The sequence below is a fragment of the Streptomyces sp. NBC_00344 genome (assembly GCF_036088315.1).
Classification (GTDB): Bacteria; Actinomycetota; Actinomycetes; order Streptomycetales; family Streptomycetaceae; genus Streptomyces.
In genome coordinates this window covers 845,904-863,548 of sequence record NZ_CP107996.1, presented here as the reverse complement: position 1 = coordinate 863,548, position 17,645 = coordinate 845,904, and the positions used below count along the sequence as shown (strand labels likewise).

Here is a 17,645-nt window from a genome sequence, read left to right as displayed (position 1 = left end):
GAACCTCTCATCGGAGGGAGCGCAGATGATCGCGCAACCCGGTGCCGTAGGGGGTGGGGGTGCCGTCGTAACTGCTGATCAGCGAAGGGCCGGTGGAGCAGTCCCAGGTGTTCCAGGTCCAGCCCAGATACGAGGCGTCGTGCGCGTCGAGCCAGGACATGACCTGGTCGACGTAGCCGTGCGAGCAGGTGTTCTCGCCGATCTCACCCGCCACGAACGGAACTTTGGAGATCACCGGCGTCAGCTGTTCGTTCCAGCAGCTCGCCGATGAGCAGGTGTTGAAGTTGTACGAGTGCCACGCGGCGGCCGTGTTGCCCGCCGGGTCGGCCGGCTCATGGGAGACCCACTGGCGCAGGTCGTTGGCGTAGGCGACGCCCGGGATCAGGACGAGGTTCTGGGCGCCCGCTGCTCGTACCGCGTCCACCAGGTCCTGCATACCGGCCACCTCGTAGCCGATACCGGGGCAGGTCCCGCCGTCGCGCCAGCATGTCCACGCCTGGTCGAGTGTGGTGGTGGCGCGGTCCGGATAGGGCTCGTTGAACAGGTCGAAAGCCACCGCGGGGTCGTCTTTGAAGGTGCCGGCCACCGACTTCCAGAAGGAAGGGGAGTACTGCGCGTCGGGCATCGGCTTCTGGCAGCTTGCGTGTACGTCGGCACAGCCCGACGAGTTGCCGGTGTAGGTGCCGTAGGTCCAGTGGAGCTCCACGATCGGAGTGATCCCGTGGGCCTCGAGGCGGGAGACGTAGTCCTTGACCGCACTGACGTAGTTGGCGCCCGCGTACGCGGGATCGATGTCGGCGGTGCCGAGCCAGCACTCCTCGTTCAGCGGAATCCGGACGGTGTTCACCTTCCAGTCGGCGATGGCCGCCACGGAGGCGTCGTCGACCGGGCCGTCGAAGATGCCGCGGCCCTGGACACACATGAACTCGCCCCCGGAGCGGTTGACTCCGTACAGATGACGTTCCGCGCCCTTCGCGTCCACCAGCTTGTTGCCGGAGGCGTGCAGCGCCGGCGCGGTGCCGGGGTCGGCCGGCGGCTGCGAAGGATCGGTGCCGGTGGGGCTTGGGCTGGGGGAGCTGCCCGGATCCTTGTCGCAGGTGACACCGTTCAGTTCGAACGTGGTGGGTGCCGGATCCGAACCCTTCCCGGAGGCGATGAACCCGGCGTCGACACTGCCGCCGGTCGGCAGCGCGCCGTTCCAGCTTTCGTTGGACGCGGTGACGGTTCTGCCCGACTGGGACCACTTGGCGCTCCAGCCCTGTGTCACCTTCTGGGTACCGGCGAAATCGAACTTCAGCGACCAGCTGCTGGTGGGGGCGCCGTTGTTGATGATCTTTACGCCGGCCTGGAAGCCGCTGTCCCAGGAGTTGGTGACGGAGTACTCGACCGAGCAGGCAGGGGTGGCGCCGGACGCGGTGAGCGGGGGAAGCAGTACGGCAGCCGCTGCGACGGCGAACGCGCCGGCAGCGGCGATCACAGGTAATCGTGGTGGGCTCATGGAGCGCGTCCTTACAATCCGTCATGCGCCTTTTGTGGCACATGTCACGAGTGGAAGCGCTCCCACTGGTTGATCGGGAGAGTAACCATAACCGGCTGTGCATGACAAGAGATGGAGCGAACTCCGCCCAGAACCCGCAGGAAGGGCTTCACTGTTCGTATTTCTCCCGCCCTCTTGACAGTTCTTTGGTGCGCCGTCACCTTGGGAGCGCTCCCACTGGTTCAGGAGTTGTCAGGACACTGTCTGCCCTCTGTACGTCATGGAGAGGAGCTCACGCCCCCGAACTGCCGCTGCCGGTCAGGACGGAATCCGGTCTGGGGGCCGTCGGCGTGCCGGCGGGCCCAGGAGCCCGCCGGGCACGGTCGTCACCGCCGACCGGTCACCGGTCTCCGGAGGGGGCCGGTGCGGAGAAGACGAACGAGAATTCTGCCGGCGCCGCCTGCAGCTGGTACTGCGGGAGCACTCCGGGGCCGCAGGACTGTGAGCCGATGCCCTGCTGGGCGTGGTCGAGGTTGATCCAGAGCGGGCCGTCCGGTGTGAGGTCCGGGAGATGCTGCGCCGCATCGAGCTGTTCGTTCGTCCAGCGGCGGGCGGTGAACCAGAATTCGGGTTCGCCCTCCACCCGCACACCGCCGGTCTCGACCCAGCGGACGTCCGCGCGAGCGCCGTTCTCCTGGGGGCGCAGATAGGGCGTCTGCAGATCGCCGACCGGTGCGCTCCACCGTCCGATTCTCGAAGCGGCACGGGTATCGGGATACGCCTCGCCGGGACCGCCTCCGTACCAGGTCGCGGCGTCGGCCGTGCCCGGAAGCGCGAAGCGGATGCCGAGCCGGGGGAGTGGTATCTGCCAGTCGCCCTCCGGTGTCACGGACACGGTGAGCCGCAGACGGCTCTCGTCGGCGGTCCAGCGATAGGCCGTCACCAGTGCGATGTCCCGTGCGGCAGGCGCCACCCGGGTCCGCACGGTCAGCGCGTCCCGCGTTGTCGCGACCGAGTCCAGCCGGTGCTGCATGCGGTGCAGGCCGGCCTTCCGCCAGAGCGCGCCGTAACGCGGGTCGCCCTGCCACTCCGCCCCGTCGTCGTTGTCCGTGGGGGCCCGCCACACGTCGAGACGCAGATCCCGGATGCCGACAGGGCCGACCGACCGCAGCTCGCCGGTGCGCGCGTCGAACGAGCCCGGGCCGAGCGTGATCGACCGCTCGCCGCGATGCGGCCGGCTGCCCGTCGCTGTGGCCACGGGTGGACGGGCGGCGCCGGGGAGCTGGGCCCAGGCGACTTCGTGCCGGCTGCCGTCGGCGGCCAGGGCTCGCACGGTCCACCGGGTCTCGGCGCTCCGGCCCGGGTTCGGAGCGACAGGCAGCGCCATTTCGGTGTGCTCGCCGGGCGCGAGCGCCGGTACGTCGAGTACCCCCTGCGCGACTGTCTCCCCCTCCACCTGGTACGACCATGTGAAGGAGAGGTGCGACAGGTCGAGGAAGTCGTACCGGTTGGTGATACGGACGGTGCCACGACCGCCGTCACCCTCGATCCTGACCGGCTCGATGACCTTCTTGTACTCGATGAGGCCGGGCGACGGCGTGCGGTCGGGGAAGAGCAGCCCGTCACAGACGAAATTGGAGTCGTGCAGTTCCTCCCCGAAGTCGCCGCCGTACGCGTAACCGAGCGTCGGATGAGCGAGGCCGTGGTCGATCCACTCCCAGATGAAACCGCCCTGATTACGCTCGTACGCCTCGAACAGCTGCTGGTACTCGGTGAGACCACCGGGTCCGTTGCCCATCGCGTGCCCGTACTCACAGAGAATGAACGGCAGCCGGTGCCGCTCCCGCGGTCCTTCGTCCGTACGCCGGCCGATGGCTTCGACCTCGGCGTGCGAGGCGTACATCCGCGAGTACATGTCGGTGCCGGCGCATGAGGGGTCGCCCTCGTAGTGGATCAGCCGGTCCGGGTCCCGGTCGCGTATCCACCGGGCCATGGCGCCGAGGCCACTGCCGATGCCGCATTCATTGCCCAGGGACCAGATGATGACCGACGGATGGTTCTTGTCCCGCTCGACCATCCGGGCGGCGCGGTCGAGCAGGGCCGGGGTCCAGCGCTCGTCGTCGACCGGGTTGTCCCGCCACTCCTGCTCGACGAATCCGTGGGTCTCCAGATCGCACTCGTCGATCACCCACAGCCCGAGCTCGTCGCAGAGTTCCAGAAAGGCGGGGTGCGGCGGATAGTGGCTGGTGCGGACGGCGTTGATGTTGTGCTGCTTCATCAGCAGCACGTCGGCGCGCATCGTCTCCTGGTCCAGGGTGCGGCCCGTCCGGGGGTGGAACTCATGGCGGTTGACCCCACGGAAGAGAATCCGCTGCCCGTTGACCTTGATGATCCCGTCGTCGACGAGGACGGTACGGAAACCGATGCGCAGCGGTATCCGCTCGCCCTCCGTGGCGAGCTCGCCGTCGTAGAGCCGGGGCCGCTCCGCGGTCCACGGTTCGACCGGCAGGGTCACCGCGGTCCCCGTCGCCTGATCGATGCCCAGTTCGGGCACGGTCACCCGGCCCGGCACCGCGCTGTCGATCCGCAGGGTCCCCTCGCCGGTGCGGTGGCCGTACCCGGCATGCACGAAGAAGTCCCCCGCCGCACCCTCGGGACGGTGCAGCAAGGTGACATCGCGGAAGATTCCGGGCATCCACCACTGGTCCTGGTCCTCCAGGTACGAACCCGACGACCACTGATGGACCCGCACGGCGAGGACGTTGCCCTCGGGGCGCAGCAGGGCCCCGACCGCGAACTCGTGCGGAAGCCTGCTGCCCTTGAACTCGCCGAGCTCCACGCCGTTCAGCCAGATCCGGGCGCAGGACTCGACACCGTCGAAACGCAGTACGGCGTCCCCGGAGGACGGCCACCGCGACGGCAGATCGAAGGATCGAAGATGGTCCCCGGTCGGGTTCTCGGTCGGCACGCGCGGCGGATCCACCGGGAAGGGGTAGAGGTGGTTGGTGTAGATCGGCGCGCCATGACCCTGCAGCACCCAGTGCCCGGGTACGGCGATCTCGTCCCACGCCCCGGTGTCGTACCCCGGTGCGGCGAACGACTCGTCGTGGGTGTCCGCGGCCGGCGCGAGCCGGAAGCGCCAACTACCGTTCAGGGTCAGGCTGAAGGCGTCGGATTCCTGGTACCGGGCGCGCGGCGGAAGTGCGCCGGTGCCGGGTGCCACGTCTTCGTGGTAGGTGGTGCTCATGGCTCTCCTCGGGGAAGTCCTGGCCCTGGGGCGCGTCAGCGCCGGACCGCTCTCCTGGTGTTCTGCCGTGCGGCGGCGAGTGCCCCTTCGAGTGCGAAGGTCGCGGCACCCAGACTCACCGGGTCGGAGGAGATCGGGCTCAGCACGATCTCGGCCGCGGCGAACGGCCGGGCCGGGGTGCGGGCGGCCACGGCCGTGCGCACCCCGTCGAGCAGGGGCGTGCCGAGCGCGGCGGCGACCCAGCTGCTGAGCACGATCACTTCCGGATTGAGCAGCTGGATCAGGTCAGCCACGGCTGCCCCGAGATAGCGGGCCGTCTCCCGGATCACCTGCGCCGCCACCGGGTCGCCGCCCTCCAGCGCGGATGCCAGCGCGAGGATGGTCGCCGTCTGGTCGTCCGGGTGCAGCAGCGGGCTGGCGGGGCTGATGTCCCGCAGCTGCTGCATGATGCCGGGCGCGCCCGCATAGGCCTCGACGCAGCCGCGGTTGCCGCAGTGGCAGAGCCGTCCGTCGAGCACCAGGGTGGTGTGCCCCCACTCTCCCGCGGAGTTGGTGGCTCCCCGGTGCAACGTGCCGCCGATGGCGATTCCGGCGCCCACTCCGGTGCCCAGGTTGACGACAACCGCGTCGGAGCTGCCGCGTGCCGCGCCGAACCAGAGCTCGGCGACCGTACAGGCATGCAGCGGGTTGTCGAGGTGGAGCGGGTAGGAGATGTGCTCGGCCAGCAGGCTCAGCAGGGGCACCTCGTGCCAGCCCCAGTTGGCCGCGTACACCACCGAGCCCGTCGCACGGTCCACCTGGCCCGGCATGCTGATTCCGGCGCCCAGCACCTGCCCGGGCTCGGTCCCGGACTGCTCCACGACCGATGCGATGCCCGCGGCGACATGGGCGACCACGTGCTCAGGCCGTTTGGCGCCGGGTTTCAGCACCACCGCCGCCTGCGCCAGCACGGTCAGCGTGAGGTCGAAGATCTCGACATGGACGTAGGTCTCGGCGATATCGACACCGATCAGCGCGCCCCGGGAAGGAGCGACCGCGACGAGCCCGCGCGGCCGGCCGCCGTCGGAGTCCTCGAAGCCGACGTCGGTGAGCAGGCCGAGTTCGAGGAGTTCGCCGACCAGAGTGGCGACGGTCGCCAGGCTGAGCCCGGTGACCGTCGCCAGTTCCTGCCGGGACACCGGGGACGAGGCGATGATCTGCCGCAGTACCCGGTAGCGGTTGGCCGTACGGATGTCGCGGGATGTGCCTGTGATGACAGCCCCCAGCCCTTCGGCAACACGACGGAAGGTCAGGCTATGACGCGCACCGTGTGATCGGCAAGGGGTTAGTAAAGGGGTTGTCGAAAGTATCCGGGGAAGGCCGCGCCGTCGGTCAGGGTGGCTCAGACGCCGCGAAGGACCGGGGCCAGGAACGCGTTGGTGAACTTGCCCGTCGGGTCGAGTTCCCTGGCCAGCTCACGGAAGTCGGCCAGCTTCGGGTAGCGGCCGGGCAGTACGCCGGCGGGTACGGTGAAGAGCTTTCCCCAGTGCGGGCGGGCAGCGAACGGGGCGAGCCGTTCCTCGAGAAGCCCGAGCACCGGCAGTACGGCCCCGGTGTCCTTGAGCCACGTGAAGTGGAACGCGACCGTGTCGTGTCCGTAGGCGGGGCTCAGCCACAGATCGTCTCCCGCGACCGTCCGCACCTCGCAGATCTGGAGCACCGGCGCCACGGCGTCGCGGATCGCGTCGACGGCGTGCAGCGCGGCCAGTGTGTGCCGGCGGTCCATCAGATACTCCGACTGCAGCTCCTCGCCCGCGCTCGGCGTGAACTCGGCCCGGAAGTGCGGCAGTCGCTCGTGCCACGGGCCCGGCACACCCTGCTGCTGGGTGCAGTGCACGGGTGACATCCCCGGCACGGGGTGCAGCGGGCCCGCCGCCTCGGGCGCCCAGGGGAAATCCGGCTCCTGGCCGGCGGCGTACTTGAGCCACACCTGACCGAAGCGCGGGCCGCGCCAGTCCGTGAAGAGGCTGACACTGTAGGCGGCCGATGTCACCGCCTCGACATGCTCGTCGAGCACCGACAGGGGCAGCCCGGTGTACGCGCGCTGCGCCAGCTCGAAGCCGGGCACCAGGTCCAGGGTGAGCGAGGTGACGACGCCGAGCGCGCCGAGCGACACGACGGCTCCGGCGAAGCGGTCGCCGTCCAGCTCCCGGCTCAGTGTCAGCAGCTCTCCGTCTGCGGTGATCAGATCGAGTTCGCGCACGGCGGTGGCGAGACTGCCGTTGGCCACCCCGGAGCCGTGCGTACCGGTGGCCACCGAACCGGCGACGGAGATGTGCGGCAGCGAAGCCATGTTGCGCAGTGCCAGGCCCTGCGCGTGCACCTGCCGGGCGAGCTCGGCGTACCGCACCCCCGCCGCGACACGGACTGTCGAAGCGGCTCGGTCGACGTCGATCTCGGACGGCAGGGACGCCACCGAGACCAGCGTGCCGTCCGTGTCGGCTATCCGGTTGAACGAGTGGCCGCTGCCCAGCACTCGTACCCGCGAGCCCGCCCTGACGAGCCGCTGGAGCTCCTCGACCGTGGCGGGCCTGTCCAGATGTTGTGCTGTGAAGGCGATGTTCCCCGCCCAGTTCGTCAACATTCCGGGAATGCTAGCGCCGTGGCGGGCGCCCCTGAGGAACGGGCCCTCAGTGCCGCCCCGTCTCGCCCTGGGCCGCTTCGATACCGGTGTGCAGATCCGTCGCCGCGTCCAGTGCACCGGCCGCCGAAAGGGCGAGACAGGCCAGCAGAGCCCCGGCCACCGCCCGGGCGAGGTGTCCCTGCCGTCCGGGCTTGCCCACGCCGGTCGGCCGGTGGGTCAGCAGCGCGGCGACCCGGCGCGGGACAGGCCCCGCAGTCGCGGCCAGGACGACGCTCGGTCGGCAGGCAGGCACACCGTCATGGGCGGCGAGCGCTGCGCGGCCGATGGCGCGCGCCGCCAGCGAACGGTCCCCGACCGCCCCGGCGGCCGCCTCGTCCGCGCACCGCTCCAGCGCGTACCCCAGCGGCATCCGAAGCCCTCGCAGCGCCGGGTGGCAGAGCGCGGCGAGTTCGGCCACCGCGAGGAAGAGATGATGACGGCCTGCGAGATGGGCGCGCTCATGGGCGAACAGGGCCTCGCGCTCTGCGGGGTCGAGAGCCTGGAGCATCCCCGTGGTCACGACGATCCTGCCCGGCCGGCCCGGCAGGGCGTACGCGTCGGGGCCATCGTCCCGCAGGACGGCCAGCTCGCCGGTGTGCGCGGCGGCGCCCACCAGCCGTCGCGCCTCGTGGAGCTCGGCGCGCTGGCGCAGCACGGTCCGTACCAGCGCGATGACACAGACACCGATCAGGGTGGCGGCGGCCACCGCTGCGATGACGGGGAGCGGACCGCCCCCGGACGGCGGACGGATCAGCCGGCCGAGCGCGGCGACCGGCGGCAGCCGCAGCGCGCCGGCCGTCACCAGCAGCCCCAGGGCCGCGGTCGAGCAGACACCGAGAAAGAGGGCGGTCGCGGCCAGCAGCCGTACCGCGTGCCGCGGAGCCGGCAGCTCGGCCAGCTGCCGGGCCGCGGGCACCGCGAGAAACGGCATCAGCAGAGGGACCCAGACCGCGTAGATCACTTCTCCTGTTCCCCCAGGAGGGTGCGCAGCAGCTGCTCGTCATCGGAGCTGAGCCGGGAGACGAAACGGGCGAGGACGGTGGAGCGGTCCTCCTCCTTCTCCAGCTCGGTGTGCATCCGGCGGGCGGTGAGACCGGGGGAGTCCTCGGTCGGCGTGTACGCGAAACCGCGCCCGGAGCGGGTCCGGGCCACCCAGCCCTTGTCGTACAGGCGGCTCAGGATCGTGGTGACGGTGGTGCGGGCGAGCTGCCTGCCGAGCGTGCGCTGCACATCGGCGGGGGTCAGCGGCCCGCCTGCTGCCCACAGCGCCGCCAGCACACTCGCCTCGAGCTCGCCGGACGGCCGGCGTTCGGGGGGCACCTCGGGCATCTGAGCGTCCTTCCGGGTATGTCGTCCACGGAAATGTAGACCGGCGTCCCGGGATGTCACAAACATGCGGTCCTGATCCGTCCCGTGGTCATGAAGATCGCCATTGTGGGCGGAACGGGGACGCTCGGCCGCCCCGTCGCCGAAGAACTGAGCTCGCGCGGACACGGAGTGCGGGTGCTCAGCCGCCGTTCCCAGGAGTACCGGGTCGACCTCGTCACGGGAGAAGGTCTCGAAGCCGGGCTCAAGGGCTGTGACGTCGTGGTCGACGCCACCAACAGTGCGTCGGCCTCGGCGAGGAAGTCGGCTCGGACTCTCGTCGGGGGGTCGCGCCGTCTGCTGGCCGCTGAAGAGGCCGCAGGTGTGGGCCACCACGTGTGTGTCTCGATCGTCGGTTGTGACCGGATGCCGATGGGCTACTACCGGGTGAAGACCGAACAGGAGCGAGTGGTGGAGCAGGGGCGCGTCCCCTGGACCATCGTGCGGGCCACCCAGTTCCATGGCTTCGTCGCTTCGGGTTTCGCGGCCGCCGCGCGGTGGGGGGTGATCCCGGTGCCGAAGGGCAGATTGCAGACCGTCGCGGTCGAAGAGGTGGCACGGGCGGTGGCCGGGGTGGCCGAGCGGCCGCCGCGCCGCGACCGGGTCGAGGTGGCAGGACCTGTGATCGGCGAGGTGGGTGACCTGGCCCGCGCCTGGCGGACGTCGGCCGGGAAGCGGCCACTGCTGCTGCCCGTACCGCTGCCCGGCGGTTTCGGCAGGGCGTTCCGCTCGGGGGCGGCCACGTCGGCGCATCCCGATGTGCGGGGCACCGTGTCGTTCGAGGACTGGCTGAAGGGCTGAGACTCCGGCGGAAGGCTGAGCCCCCGGGCTTGAGGGCTGAGCCCCCCGGCTCAAGGGCCCCGGTCGCTTGCGCTGCCGAGGCCGCTGGGCTCCCGTTTCAGGGATCCTCGGTCCCGGGCGCCGACCCGCGGCGCGGGCACCGGACCCCCGCGTGGCCCCGCTTCGCCGGCTTACGCGGCGAAGCCCCGGCCGTGTCCGACGTGCGGTACCGCCCGGGCACGGCCGGGGACGGAGGCGCTCAGCGGATCTGCCGGCCGGAGATCGCCCGCGCGATGACCAGACGCTGGATCTCGCTCGTGCCCTCGAAAATTGTGTAGATCTTCGCGTCGCGGTACATCCGTTCGACCGGGTGATCACGGCTGTAGCCCGCACCGCCGAGTATCTGCACAGCCTTCTCCGATGCGGCGACGGCCAGTTCGCCGGCCCGCAGCTTGGACATCGAGCCCTGGCCCGCGTCGAAGGTCTTGTCGTTACGGGCCATCCAGGCGGCCTGCCAGATCAGCAGCCGTACGGACTCGATCTCGGTCCGCAGATCCGCAAGGGCGAAGGCGATGGACTGGTTCTCGATGACGGGACGGCCGAAGGCATACCGGTCACCCGCGTATTCCAGGGCGTACTCATAGGCCGCCCGGGCGATCCCGAGCGCCTGGGCGCCCACCGTGGGGCGGCTGACCTCGAACGTCGCCATGGCCGCCTGGCCCTTCGCCCGGCCGCCCTCGCGGGCACGGGAGAGCCGGCGGTCCAGTCTTTCCCTGCCGCCCAGTAGGCAGTGACCGGGCACACGCACGTCGTCGAGAAACACATCGGCGGTGTGCGAGGCACGCAGTCCCAGCTTCTTGATCTTGCGGTTGCCGGCCAGGCCGTTGGTGTGGGGCGGCACGATGAACGCGGCCTGGCCGCGAGATCCCAGCTCGGGGTCGACCGATGCGACGACCACATGGATGTCCGCGATGCCGCCGTTGGTGATCCATGCCTTCTGGCCGTTGATCACCCACTCGTCGCTCGCCTCGTCGTAGCGGGCGCGGGTGCGCATGGCCGAGACATCGGACCCGGCCTGGGGCTCCGACACGCAGAAGGCCGCGAGCCGGGGGTCGTCCTGGTCGCCGAAACACTGCGGGACCCACTCCGCGAGCTGGTCCGGGGTGCCGGACGAGAAGATCCCGGCCACCGCAAGTGAGGTGCCGAAGAGCGCCATGCCGATGCCCGCGTCACCCCAGAAGAGTTCCTCGTTGGCGATCTGGAGGGAGAGTCCGCTGGGGTCGCCGTACATGTCGGCGAGGGACTCGAATCCGTAGAGGCCGATCTTGGCGGCCTCTTTGATGACCGGCCAGGGTGTCTCTTCACGCTCGTCCCACTCGGCGGCGGCAGGGCGCACCACCTCGGCGGCGAAGCCGTGCACCCAATCCTTCAAGTCGCGCTGTTCCTCGGTGAGTTCGAGGGAAAAGCCGCTCATGTCCGCGGTCTCCCCTCAGGCCTTGGGAATGTCGAAGTACCGGGTCAGCCCGGAGGCCAGGCCCACATCGCCGGCGATCTTGACCTTGCGCAGCATGAACAGGGTCACGGGGCTGGCGTTGCCGGACACGAGCTTGAGGAAGTCGGCGTCACCCATCACGAGCGTGAGTCTCGGCTCGCCGTCGGTGCGGCCTTCGGTGACGGTGCATGCGCCGCCCGAGATCGTGGTCTCGTAGACCACGTCGCTCTCACCGGTGATCTTCCAGCGGATCACAGCTTCGAGGGCACCCGCGCTCTCCGGGCGGAACTGCCGCTCCATCCGGCCGAAGACCTCTTTGAGGATGTGCCGGCGCAGATCCCCGCGGGTGACCTCGTTGATCTCCTTCGCCGACATGCTCTTGACGATTCCCGCGAACTCCTGTGGGGAGACGGACGCGAAGTCCAGCCCGGCCAGCCTGTCGCTGATGTTGTCCGCCACGCGTACATCCTTACTCTGAAGTAAGCTTACTTTGCAGTAAGATATGGGGTGGCGGGCGCGGCTGGCAAGCGGGAGCGCGTCAGCGGTCCGGGTTCTCCAAGGCCGTCGCACGCAGGACCAGTTCCGTGGCGAACCGGCGGTCGGGGTCGCTCAACTGGTCCCCGAAGATGCCTTCCAGGGTCCGCAGGCGGTAGCGGACGGTCTGGGGGTGCACGTCAAGAAGCTCACCCATGCGCGCCGCGGTGCCCCTGGTCGCCATCCAGATGCGTAACGTGTCGACGAGCCGTTCGCGCCGGGAGGGTGTGAGGCCGACGAGCGGGGCGAGTTCGCGGTGGGCCAACTGTTGCAGGAGGGCGGGGTCGGACCGCAGCCACAGGGTGACGAGGTGGTCTTCGCAGTACAGCGTTCCGGTCTGCGCGACAGCGCCGGATTCGGCGAGTTCGAGCAGTTGGCGTGCCCAGCGGATCGAGTCGGATGCGACACCGATCGGGACGGTCAGGCCGACGCAGGCCCAGGTTCCCGACAGGGAGGTGTCCAGCATGAGGCGCCGTTCGTCGTCCACCGCGCCCGGTATGAGCAGATGGGGCTGGGGATCATTCATATCGGCGATGACATCGCCTGCGAAAGCCCCCGCGGATACGGCCGATCTGCTGGGCAGTGCCACCATGGTGACCGATTCCGGCAGGGGCCAAGCAGCCTGGTCCGCGAGGTCCGCGATGGACGTCCGGGAGACCGGTGAGCCTGCGAGAATGAGGTGCAGGAGCCGTCGGCGCAGGGCTGCGGTGCGCTCGCCCGCCGCCGGGGACTCCACATCCAGATATCCTTCGCGGGTCACGGATTCCAATTGGTCCACATAGGCGAAGAGCGCGTCCGCGAAGCTCAGCATCAGTGCGGGGGAGAGGTTGTAGCGGCGGCCGACTCTCTTTGCCCGCCGGAGTGCCACTCTTGCCCCGAGGCGGTAGGCGCCCTGGAGTGTGTCCAGACTGCGGCCCTCGTAGGCCTCGAATCTGCCGAACCTCCGGCACATCTCGTCGCGGACCGTGGAGGACGCCGTGGGGGATGCGACCTGATCGACGAAGACGGTGAGGTTCTGCTCCACGCCGACCCGGATCGACTCCCGGTAGGGCCCGCTCAATAAGCGGGCGTACTCGGGATATGCCCTGGTCACCTCCGCCGCTATCTCCTTTATGAGACTGGGTAGTTCGGGACGCATGATCGCCGCGAACTCCTGCGGGAGAGGGCTGAGCGGTTCGTCCGCATCCGGTGAGTGTGCCGGTCCGGGCATGGTGTCTCCCCCTCGTTCCAGTACCCCGTGGGCCTGCGGTCCTGCGTCCGGTAAGCGCTCTCACGGTCGCCGGACGTCATGGGGTGCGGCTGCTGAAGATAGACCAGGGTGTGGGCGGAGCGCAGTACCCCGTACGCGGAGGGTCGCCACGTCCCAGCGCCGCGGTACTGCGGTGCGCAGGGAGGCCGAGTGCTCACTTCGGGATAAGACTCGGCGGTGATCTGCTAGTTGGAGGACAAGAAAGTAACCGCCGGTAAGACGTTGGTCCTAAATTCGCCAACTGCTATTGCGGCGTCGGGTTACCCGCTCGTAACGTCGCCATTGCAAGGTGCTCGACCGGGTGGCCGGAGTAATTCGGCACCGCGTTCCATGAAGTGAGCCGCTATGGCCGGATCGCCGTCTCTTTACGGGCGTTGCGCCGGCCTATCAGGTACGCCCCAACTTCCCGGAGGGAAATTCCCCGTGCGCAAGCTCGCAAGAAATGCCGCCACCGTCGCCGTCGCCATGGTCGCGGCAGCCGGATTCGCCGCCACCTCGGCCTCGGCCACCACCACGGCCACCTGGACGGTCTCCGGTGGTCCGAACTTCACCGGTACCGCGGGAAAGACCACGCTCACCGACACCAAGACCGGCACCCAGCTGAACTGTGTCTCGTCGTCGGCCACCGGCACCGCGAAGACCGGCTCGGGACTCTCCGGCACCGGTCTCGCGGACATCAAGACCATCAGCTTCACCACCTGCTCAGGGCCGCTCGGCATCAAGTTCACCGTCACACCGAACAAGCTGCCTTGGAAGCTCAACGCCGTCTCGTACAACGCCTCCACGGGGGTCACCACGGGTACCATCACCGGGATTTCCGCCAAGCTCAGTGGCGCCACCTGCAATGCCGACATCGACGGACCGAGCGGTGCCAACACCGGATCGGGCTCGGTGAACGCCACCTACACCAACTCCACCCACACGCTCGCGGTCAGCGGTGGAAACCTGCGTCCCTACAACGCCACCGGGTGCCTCGGCCTCATCAACAACGGTGACGCCACGACATTCGTGTCCTCGTACGTCGTCTCGCCGGCCCTGACGGTGACTTCGCCGTAACTTGTTCCCGCCCATCGCCGGACACCGGCGCCCGGTCCCCTGGGCTCCGGTTCGCCGGCCCGGGAATCCACATCGGACCTCCTTCCCCGCGAGGCTTCCCTTCAGGGGCTCCGTGGCCCCGGCCCCCCAGGGCCGCGGAGCCCCGCTGTCACGCGCGGTATACGCACCGGGAGACAAGGTGCGCTGCGGGTACTTGTCATCTCCTGACAATTCCTTGGGCTGTTCGTGCTCCCGGTGCCTATCACTTGTGTACTGCATGATTGCGAACGTAGAGTCCGCGTCCCGGTACCGCAGTGATTCTCTGAGCTCGTCGGCGTGTGCGCCGAATTGACTCATCTCCCCTTGGGAGTCAGCTATTTGCGTACAAGGAGACGTGCGATGAGATGGGCCATTGGCGGGCGAGGCATCGCACGTATCGCCGCCCTTGGGCTTTGTGCCCTGGTGGCCGGTTTCCTGCCCATGGGCGTATCGCATGCAAAGGACCAGCAAGTGAAGGCGGAGCTTTCCTATCTCTGCCAGTTCCCCTCCGGCGCACAGCGAATCGACGTTGAATTCATCGGCAGCTTTCCGGAATCCGGTGTGGCGGGCCAGGCCATTCAGCCGGGTGAGGTGACGATCGGCATCTCCCTTCCGCAGACGGTGCTCGGCCGTCTTGTACCGCTGGACTCCGACGCCGTCACCGGATCGGCCACGCTGACGGCGGGCGTCTCACAGGGCACCGATCAGGCGGTGGCCGCATGGGCGGATCTGGCTGCGGAACGGACCGTGATCCCCGAAAGCGACGACCTGGCGGTCGAGTTCGCGGGCCAGGTCCCTTCGGTGACCGTTCCGGCAGCGGGCCCGGTGGTCTTCCGGGCCGGCGCGCTCGCCTTCGAACTGGCTCCCATCCGGTCCGCGACCCCCAGCCCGACGGCGAGCCACGGTGCGCCGCCGGCCCCGCCGGCCCCGCCGGCAGCCGCCGAGCCAGTCCGGGTGAAGTGCTCCGTCGCGGTGGAGCAGGACCTGACGCTTGCCAGGGTCCCGGTGTCCGGGGAGAGCACGCTGCCCGTGCCCTCGCCCTCCGCGACGGCCGGCGGCAAGAACGCCCGCCCGGCTCCCAGGGACGCCATCCGCGTCGCACCGAGCCCGTCCGCCACACGGACCGACTGCCCGCCGTCCCCGACCGGTTCCCTGGACGTGTCCCGGCTCCCGCACCCCTCGCCGCCCCCCTTCGAAGTGCCGGACCTCGTGCCGCAGCCGCTGTGCGCGTACGCGGACGGATACACCAACGTGAAGAAGCTGGGCGAGGCCGCACTGGTCAATGACCCCTACGACGACCCCGGCATCACCAACCTCCTCACCGGCGTCCGCGTCACACTCGACTACACCCACGGCAACATCGAGGCGGACACGGTCGGCGATCTGAAAGTCGCGCCGGGCAGGTCCACGTTTCTGGCCTTCGGCTTCATGCCCACCAGCGCGAAGATGCAGTTCATCACCGACGAGCCGCTCACCATCTACTCGACGAGCCGCTTCCAGGAGCCTTTCGACGTACCGGTGGTGACCACGCTCGGCACCCACATCGGTCTGCGGATCTATGACGTCAAGGTCAATGGCGTCCCGCTCGACGTGGGAAGCAAATGCCGTACGAGCAAGCCGATCGACCTTGTCCTCAGGGGAACTTCCGATGCGCAGAGCGGAGATGTCGACGGGATTCCCGACTATGAGATCGACACGGGCGGTGCCCTCTTCGGGAAGGTCGACATTCCGTCCTTCACCGGCTGCGGAACCGGCAGTGACCTGGACCCCATATTCACCTCGGCGATCAGCGGTCCGGACAACGAGATCAAGATGATCCAGGGCGCCCCCTGTTTCATAGGGAATCCCGACAAGCCGGGGTGCAGCCCCATCGAAGTCCCGAAGCCACAGCGCTGATTCATACGTCGTCCGCACAACCCCGGGAGGTGTGATGGGAATTGAAGTGAAGGTCGAAGGACTGACCAAGACATTCGGCCGGCAGACGGTCTGGGAGGACGTGACGCTCACTCTGCCGCCCGGAGAGGTGAGCGTGATGCTCGGGCCGTCCGGCACCGGAAAGACTGTCTTCCTGAAGTCGCTGATCGGGCTGATGAAGCCCGAGCGGGGCAGCGTCCTCATCAACGGTGTCGACATGGTGAACAGCCCTGAGCGTGACATTTACGAGACACGCAAGCTCTTCGGACTGATGTTCCAGGACGGGGCGCTCTTCGGCTCGATGACGCTCTTCGACAACATCGCCTTCCCGCTGCGCGAACACACGCGGAAGAAGGAGTCCGAGATCCGCGCCATCGTCATGGAGCGGATGGACATGGTCGGCCTCGTCGGAGCCGAGGACAAGCTGCCCGGTGAGATATCGGGCGGGATGCGCAAGCGGGCCGGCCTGGCCCGCGCACTGGTACTCGATCCGCAGATCATCCTCTGCGACGAGCCGGACTCCGGACTTGATCCCGTCCGCACCGCGTACATCTCCCAGCTGTTGATCGACCTCAACGCACAGTTCGACGCGACGATGCTGATCGTCACCCACAACCTCGACATCGCTGCCACCGTGCCCGACAACATGGGAATGCTCTTCTGCCGCAGCCTGGTCACCTTCGGGCCACGCGAGGTGCTGCTCACCAGCGAGGAACCGGTGGTGGAGCAATTCCTCAGCGGGCGGCGGGAAGGCCCCATCGGGATGGCCGAGGAGAAGGACGCCGCCACTCTCGCGAAGGAGCTGCGGGAGGGCCGCGGCCCCGACCGCGCCCGACCGCGCACCATCGCGCCGCAGCTCGAGCCCTCGCCGGGTCTGCCCTCACGCCAGGCCGTCCGAAGACGGCGGGAGCGGGTCCTCTCCATGATGAGCGAGCTGCCACCGGCGGCGCGCTCCGCCATCGAGCGCAGTGACGCTCCCACCGGTGGCGGTGTGCAGACATGACCGCACAACTGCCGGTGCGGCCGTCCGGGCCGGCGCGGCCGGAGCGGCTGTCCGGACGCTCCGTGCCGAAGCGGCCGTCGCGCGCGCTCGCACCGCTGCGGGAGACCGGCAAGCTCTTCGCTCTGGGCGCCGCGGTGAGCCGGGCCGTCTTCCGGAGACCCTTCCAGGTACGCGAGTTCATCGAACAGTTCTGGTTCATCGCCAGCGTCACGATCCTGCCCGCCGCGCTGGTCTCGATCCCCTTCGGAGCGGTGATCGCCCTCCAGGTGGGCTCACTGACCGAGCAGCTCGGCGCTCAGTCCTTCACCGGCGGGGCGAGCGTCCTCGCCATCATCCAGCAGGCCAGCCCACTGATCGTCGCCCTGCTGATCGCGGGCGCCGGCGGTTCCGCGATCTGCGCGGACCTCGGCTCGCGCAAGATCCGTGAGGAACTGGACGCCATGGAAGTCATGGGCATCTCACCGGTCCAGCGGCTGGTCGTCCCACGGGTGCTGGCAACCATGTTCGTCGCCGTACTGCTCAACGGCATGGTGTCGGTGGTCGGCACGCTCGGCGGATACTTCTTCAACGTCATCATGCAGGGCGGCACTCCGGGTGCCTACCTCGCCAGCTTCTCCGCCCTCGCGCAGCTGCCCGATCTCTACGTCAGCGAGTTCAAGGCGCTGATCTTCGGCTCTCTCGCCGGCATCGTGGCCGCATACCGCGGTCTGAACCCCAGGGGCGGGCCCAAGGGAGTCGGCGACGCGGTCAACCAATCGGTCGTCATCACCTTCATGCTGCTTTTCTTCGTGAACATGGTGATCACGGCGATCTATCTCCAGATCGTCCCCGCGAAGGGGGCCTGAGCG

Annotated in this window: 14 protein-coding genes; 5 read left to right on the top strand and 9 right to left on the bottom strand. The window is 68.9% G+C overall.

The features are described from left to right. Positions 1–7 precede the first annotated feature (7 nt). From OHS16_RS03955 to OHS16_RS03930, 6 genes are all read right to left on the bottom strand, one after another. Positions 8–1,498: a cellulase family glycosylhydrolase gene (locus OHS16_RS03955; protein ID WP_328535743.1), complete on the bottom strand. Its 1,491-nt coding sequence runs from the start codon at positions 1,496–1,498 to the stop codon at positions 8–10. Positions 1,499–1,877: 379 nt separating this feature from the next. Then, positions 1,878–4,724 carry a glycoside hydrolase family 2 TIM barrel-domain containing protein gene (locus tag OHS16_RS03950; protein WP_328535742.1) on the bottom strand — a complete coding sequence of 949 codons (2,847 nt, stop codon included), beginning with the start codon at positions 4,722–4,724 and terminating at the stop codon, positions 1,878–1,880. Between the two features lie 35 nt (positions 4,725–4,759). After that, the gene (locus tag OHS16_RS03945) at positions 4,760–5,977 is read right to left on the bottom strand and encodes an ROK family protein (protein ID WP_328540708.1); all 1,218 of its coding nucleotides are present in this window, start codon (positions 5,975–5,977) and stop codon (positions 4,760–4,762) included. Positions 5,978–6,105: 128 nt separating this feature from the next. Continuing rightward, on the bottom strand, positions 6,106–7,347 hold the full coding sequence (locus OHS16_RS03940) for an FAD-binding protein (protein WP_443042554.1): 1,242 nt from the start codon (positions 7,345–7,347) through the stop codon (positions 6,106–6,108). A 46-nt stretch (positions 7,348–7,393) separates the two neighbouring features. Further along, a complete protein-coding gene (locus OHS16_RS03935) occupies positions 7,394–8,347 on the bottom strand; it encodes a M56 family metallopeptidase (protein WP_328535741.1) in 954 nt (317 codons plus the stop codon). Then, complete coding sequence (locus tag OHS16_RS03930) at positions 8,344–8,715, bottom strand: BlaI/MecI/CopY family transcriptional regulator (protein ID WP_328535740.1); 372 nt, start codon at positions 8,713–8,715, stop codon at positions 8,344–8,346. Before OHS16_RS03930 ends, OHS16_RS03935 begins: the two co-directional genes overlap by 4 nt. A gap of 90 nt (positions 8,716–8,805) precedes the next feature. Between OHS16_RS03930 and OHS16_RS03925 the strand changes: the two genes are divergently transcribed. Then, positions 8,806–9,552 carry an SDR family oxidoreductase gene (locus OHS16_RS03925; protein ID WP_328535739.1) on the top strand — a complete coding sequence of 249 codons (747 nt, stop codon included), beginning with the start codon at positions 8,806–8,808 and terminating at the stop codon, positions 9,550–9,552. A gap of 238 nt (positions 9,553–9,790) precedes the next feature. Here the strand turns inward: OHS16_RS03925 and OHS16_RS03920 are convergent, their stop codons facing one another. The 3 genes from OHS16_RS03920 to OHS16_RS03910 form a co-directional block, all read right to left on the bottom strand. After that, on the bottom strand, positions 9,791–11,005 hold the full coding sequence (locus OHS16_RS03920) for an acyl-CoA dehydrogenase family protein (protein WP_328535738.1): 1,215 nt from the start codon (positions 11,003–11,005) through the stop codon (positions 9,791–9,793). Between the two features lie 15 nt (positions 11,006–11,020). Further along, positions 11,021–11,482: an SCP2 sterol-binding domain-containing protein gene (locus OHS16_RS03915; protein ID WP_328535737.1), complete on the bottom strand. Its 462-nt coding sequence runs from the start codon at positions 11,480–11,482 to the stop codon at positions 11,021–11,023. A gap of 79 nt (positions 11,483–11,561) precedes the next feature. Beyond that, positions 11,562–12,767, bottom strand: coding sequence for a helix-turn-helix domain-containing protein (locus tag OHS16_RS03910; RefSeq protein ID WP_328535736.1), 1,206 nt, complete (start codon positions 12,765–12,767; stop codon positions 11,562–11,564). 462 nt (positions 12,768–13,229) lie between these two features. Here OHS16_RS03910 and OHS16_RS03905 point away from each other — a divergent pair, with 462 nt between their 5' ends. From OHS16_RS03905 to OHS16_RS03890, 4 genes are all read left to right on the top strand, one after another. Continuing rightward, positions 13,230–13,862, top strand: coding sequence for a hypothetical protein (locus tag OHS16_RS03905; protein WP_328535735.1), 633 nt, complete (start codon positions 13,230–13,232; stop codon positions 13,860–13,862). A gap of 378 nt (positions 13,863–14,240) precedes the next feature. Next, complete coding sequence (locus tag OHS16_RS03900; protein ID WP_328535734.1) at positions 14,241–15,776, top strand: DUF6801 domain-containing protein; 1,536 nt, start codon at positions 14,241–14,243, stop codon at positions 15,774–15,776. Between the two features lie 34 nt (positions 15,777–15,810). Beyond that, complete coding sequence (locus tag OHS16_RS03895) at positions 15,811–16,797, top strand: ABC transporter ATP-binding protein (RefSeq protein WP_328535733.1); 987 nt, start codon at positions 15,811–15,813, stop codon at positions 16,795–16,797. Continuing rightward, positions 16,794–17,642 (top strand): MlaE family ABC transporter permease, encoded by an 849-nt coding sequence (locus OHS16_RS03890; protein ID WP_328535732.1) that lies wholly within the window; start codon positions 16,794–16,796, stop codon positions 17,640–17,642. The genes OHS16_RS03895 and OHS16_RS03890 overlap by 4 nt, the downstream gene beginning before the upstream one ends. Positions 17,643–17,645 lie beyond the last annotated feature (3 nt).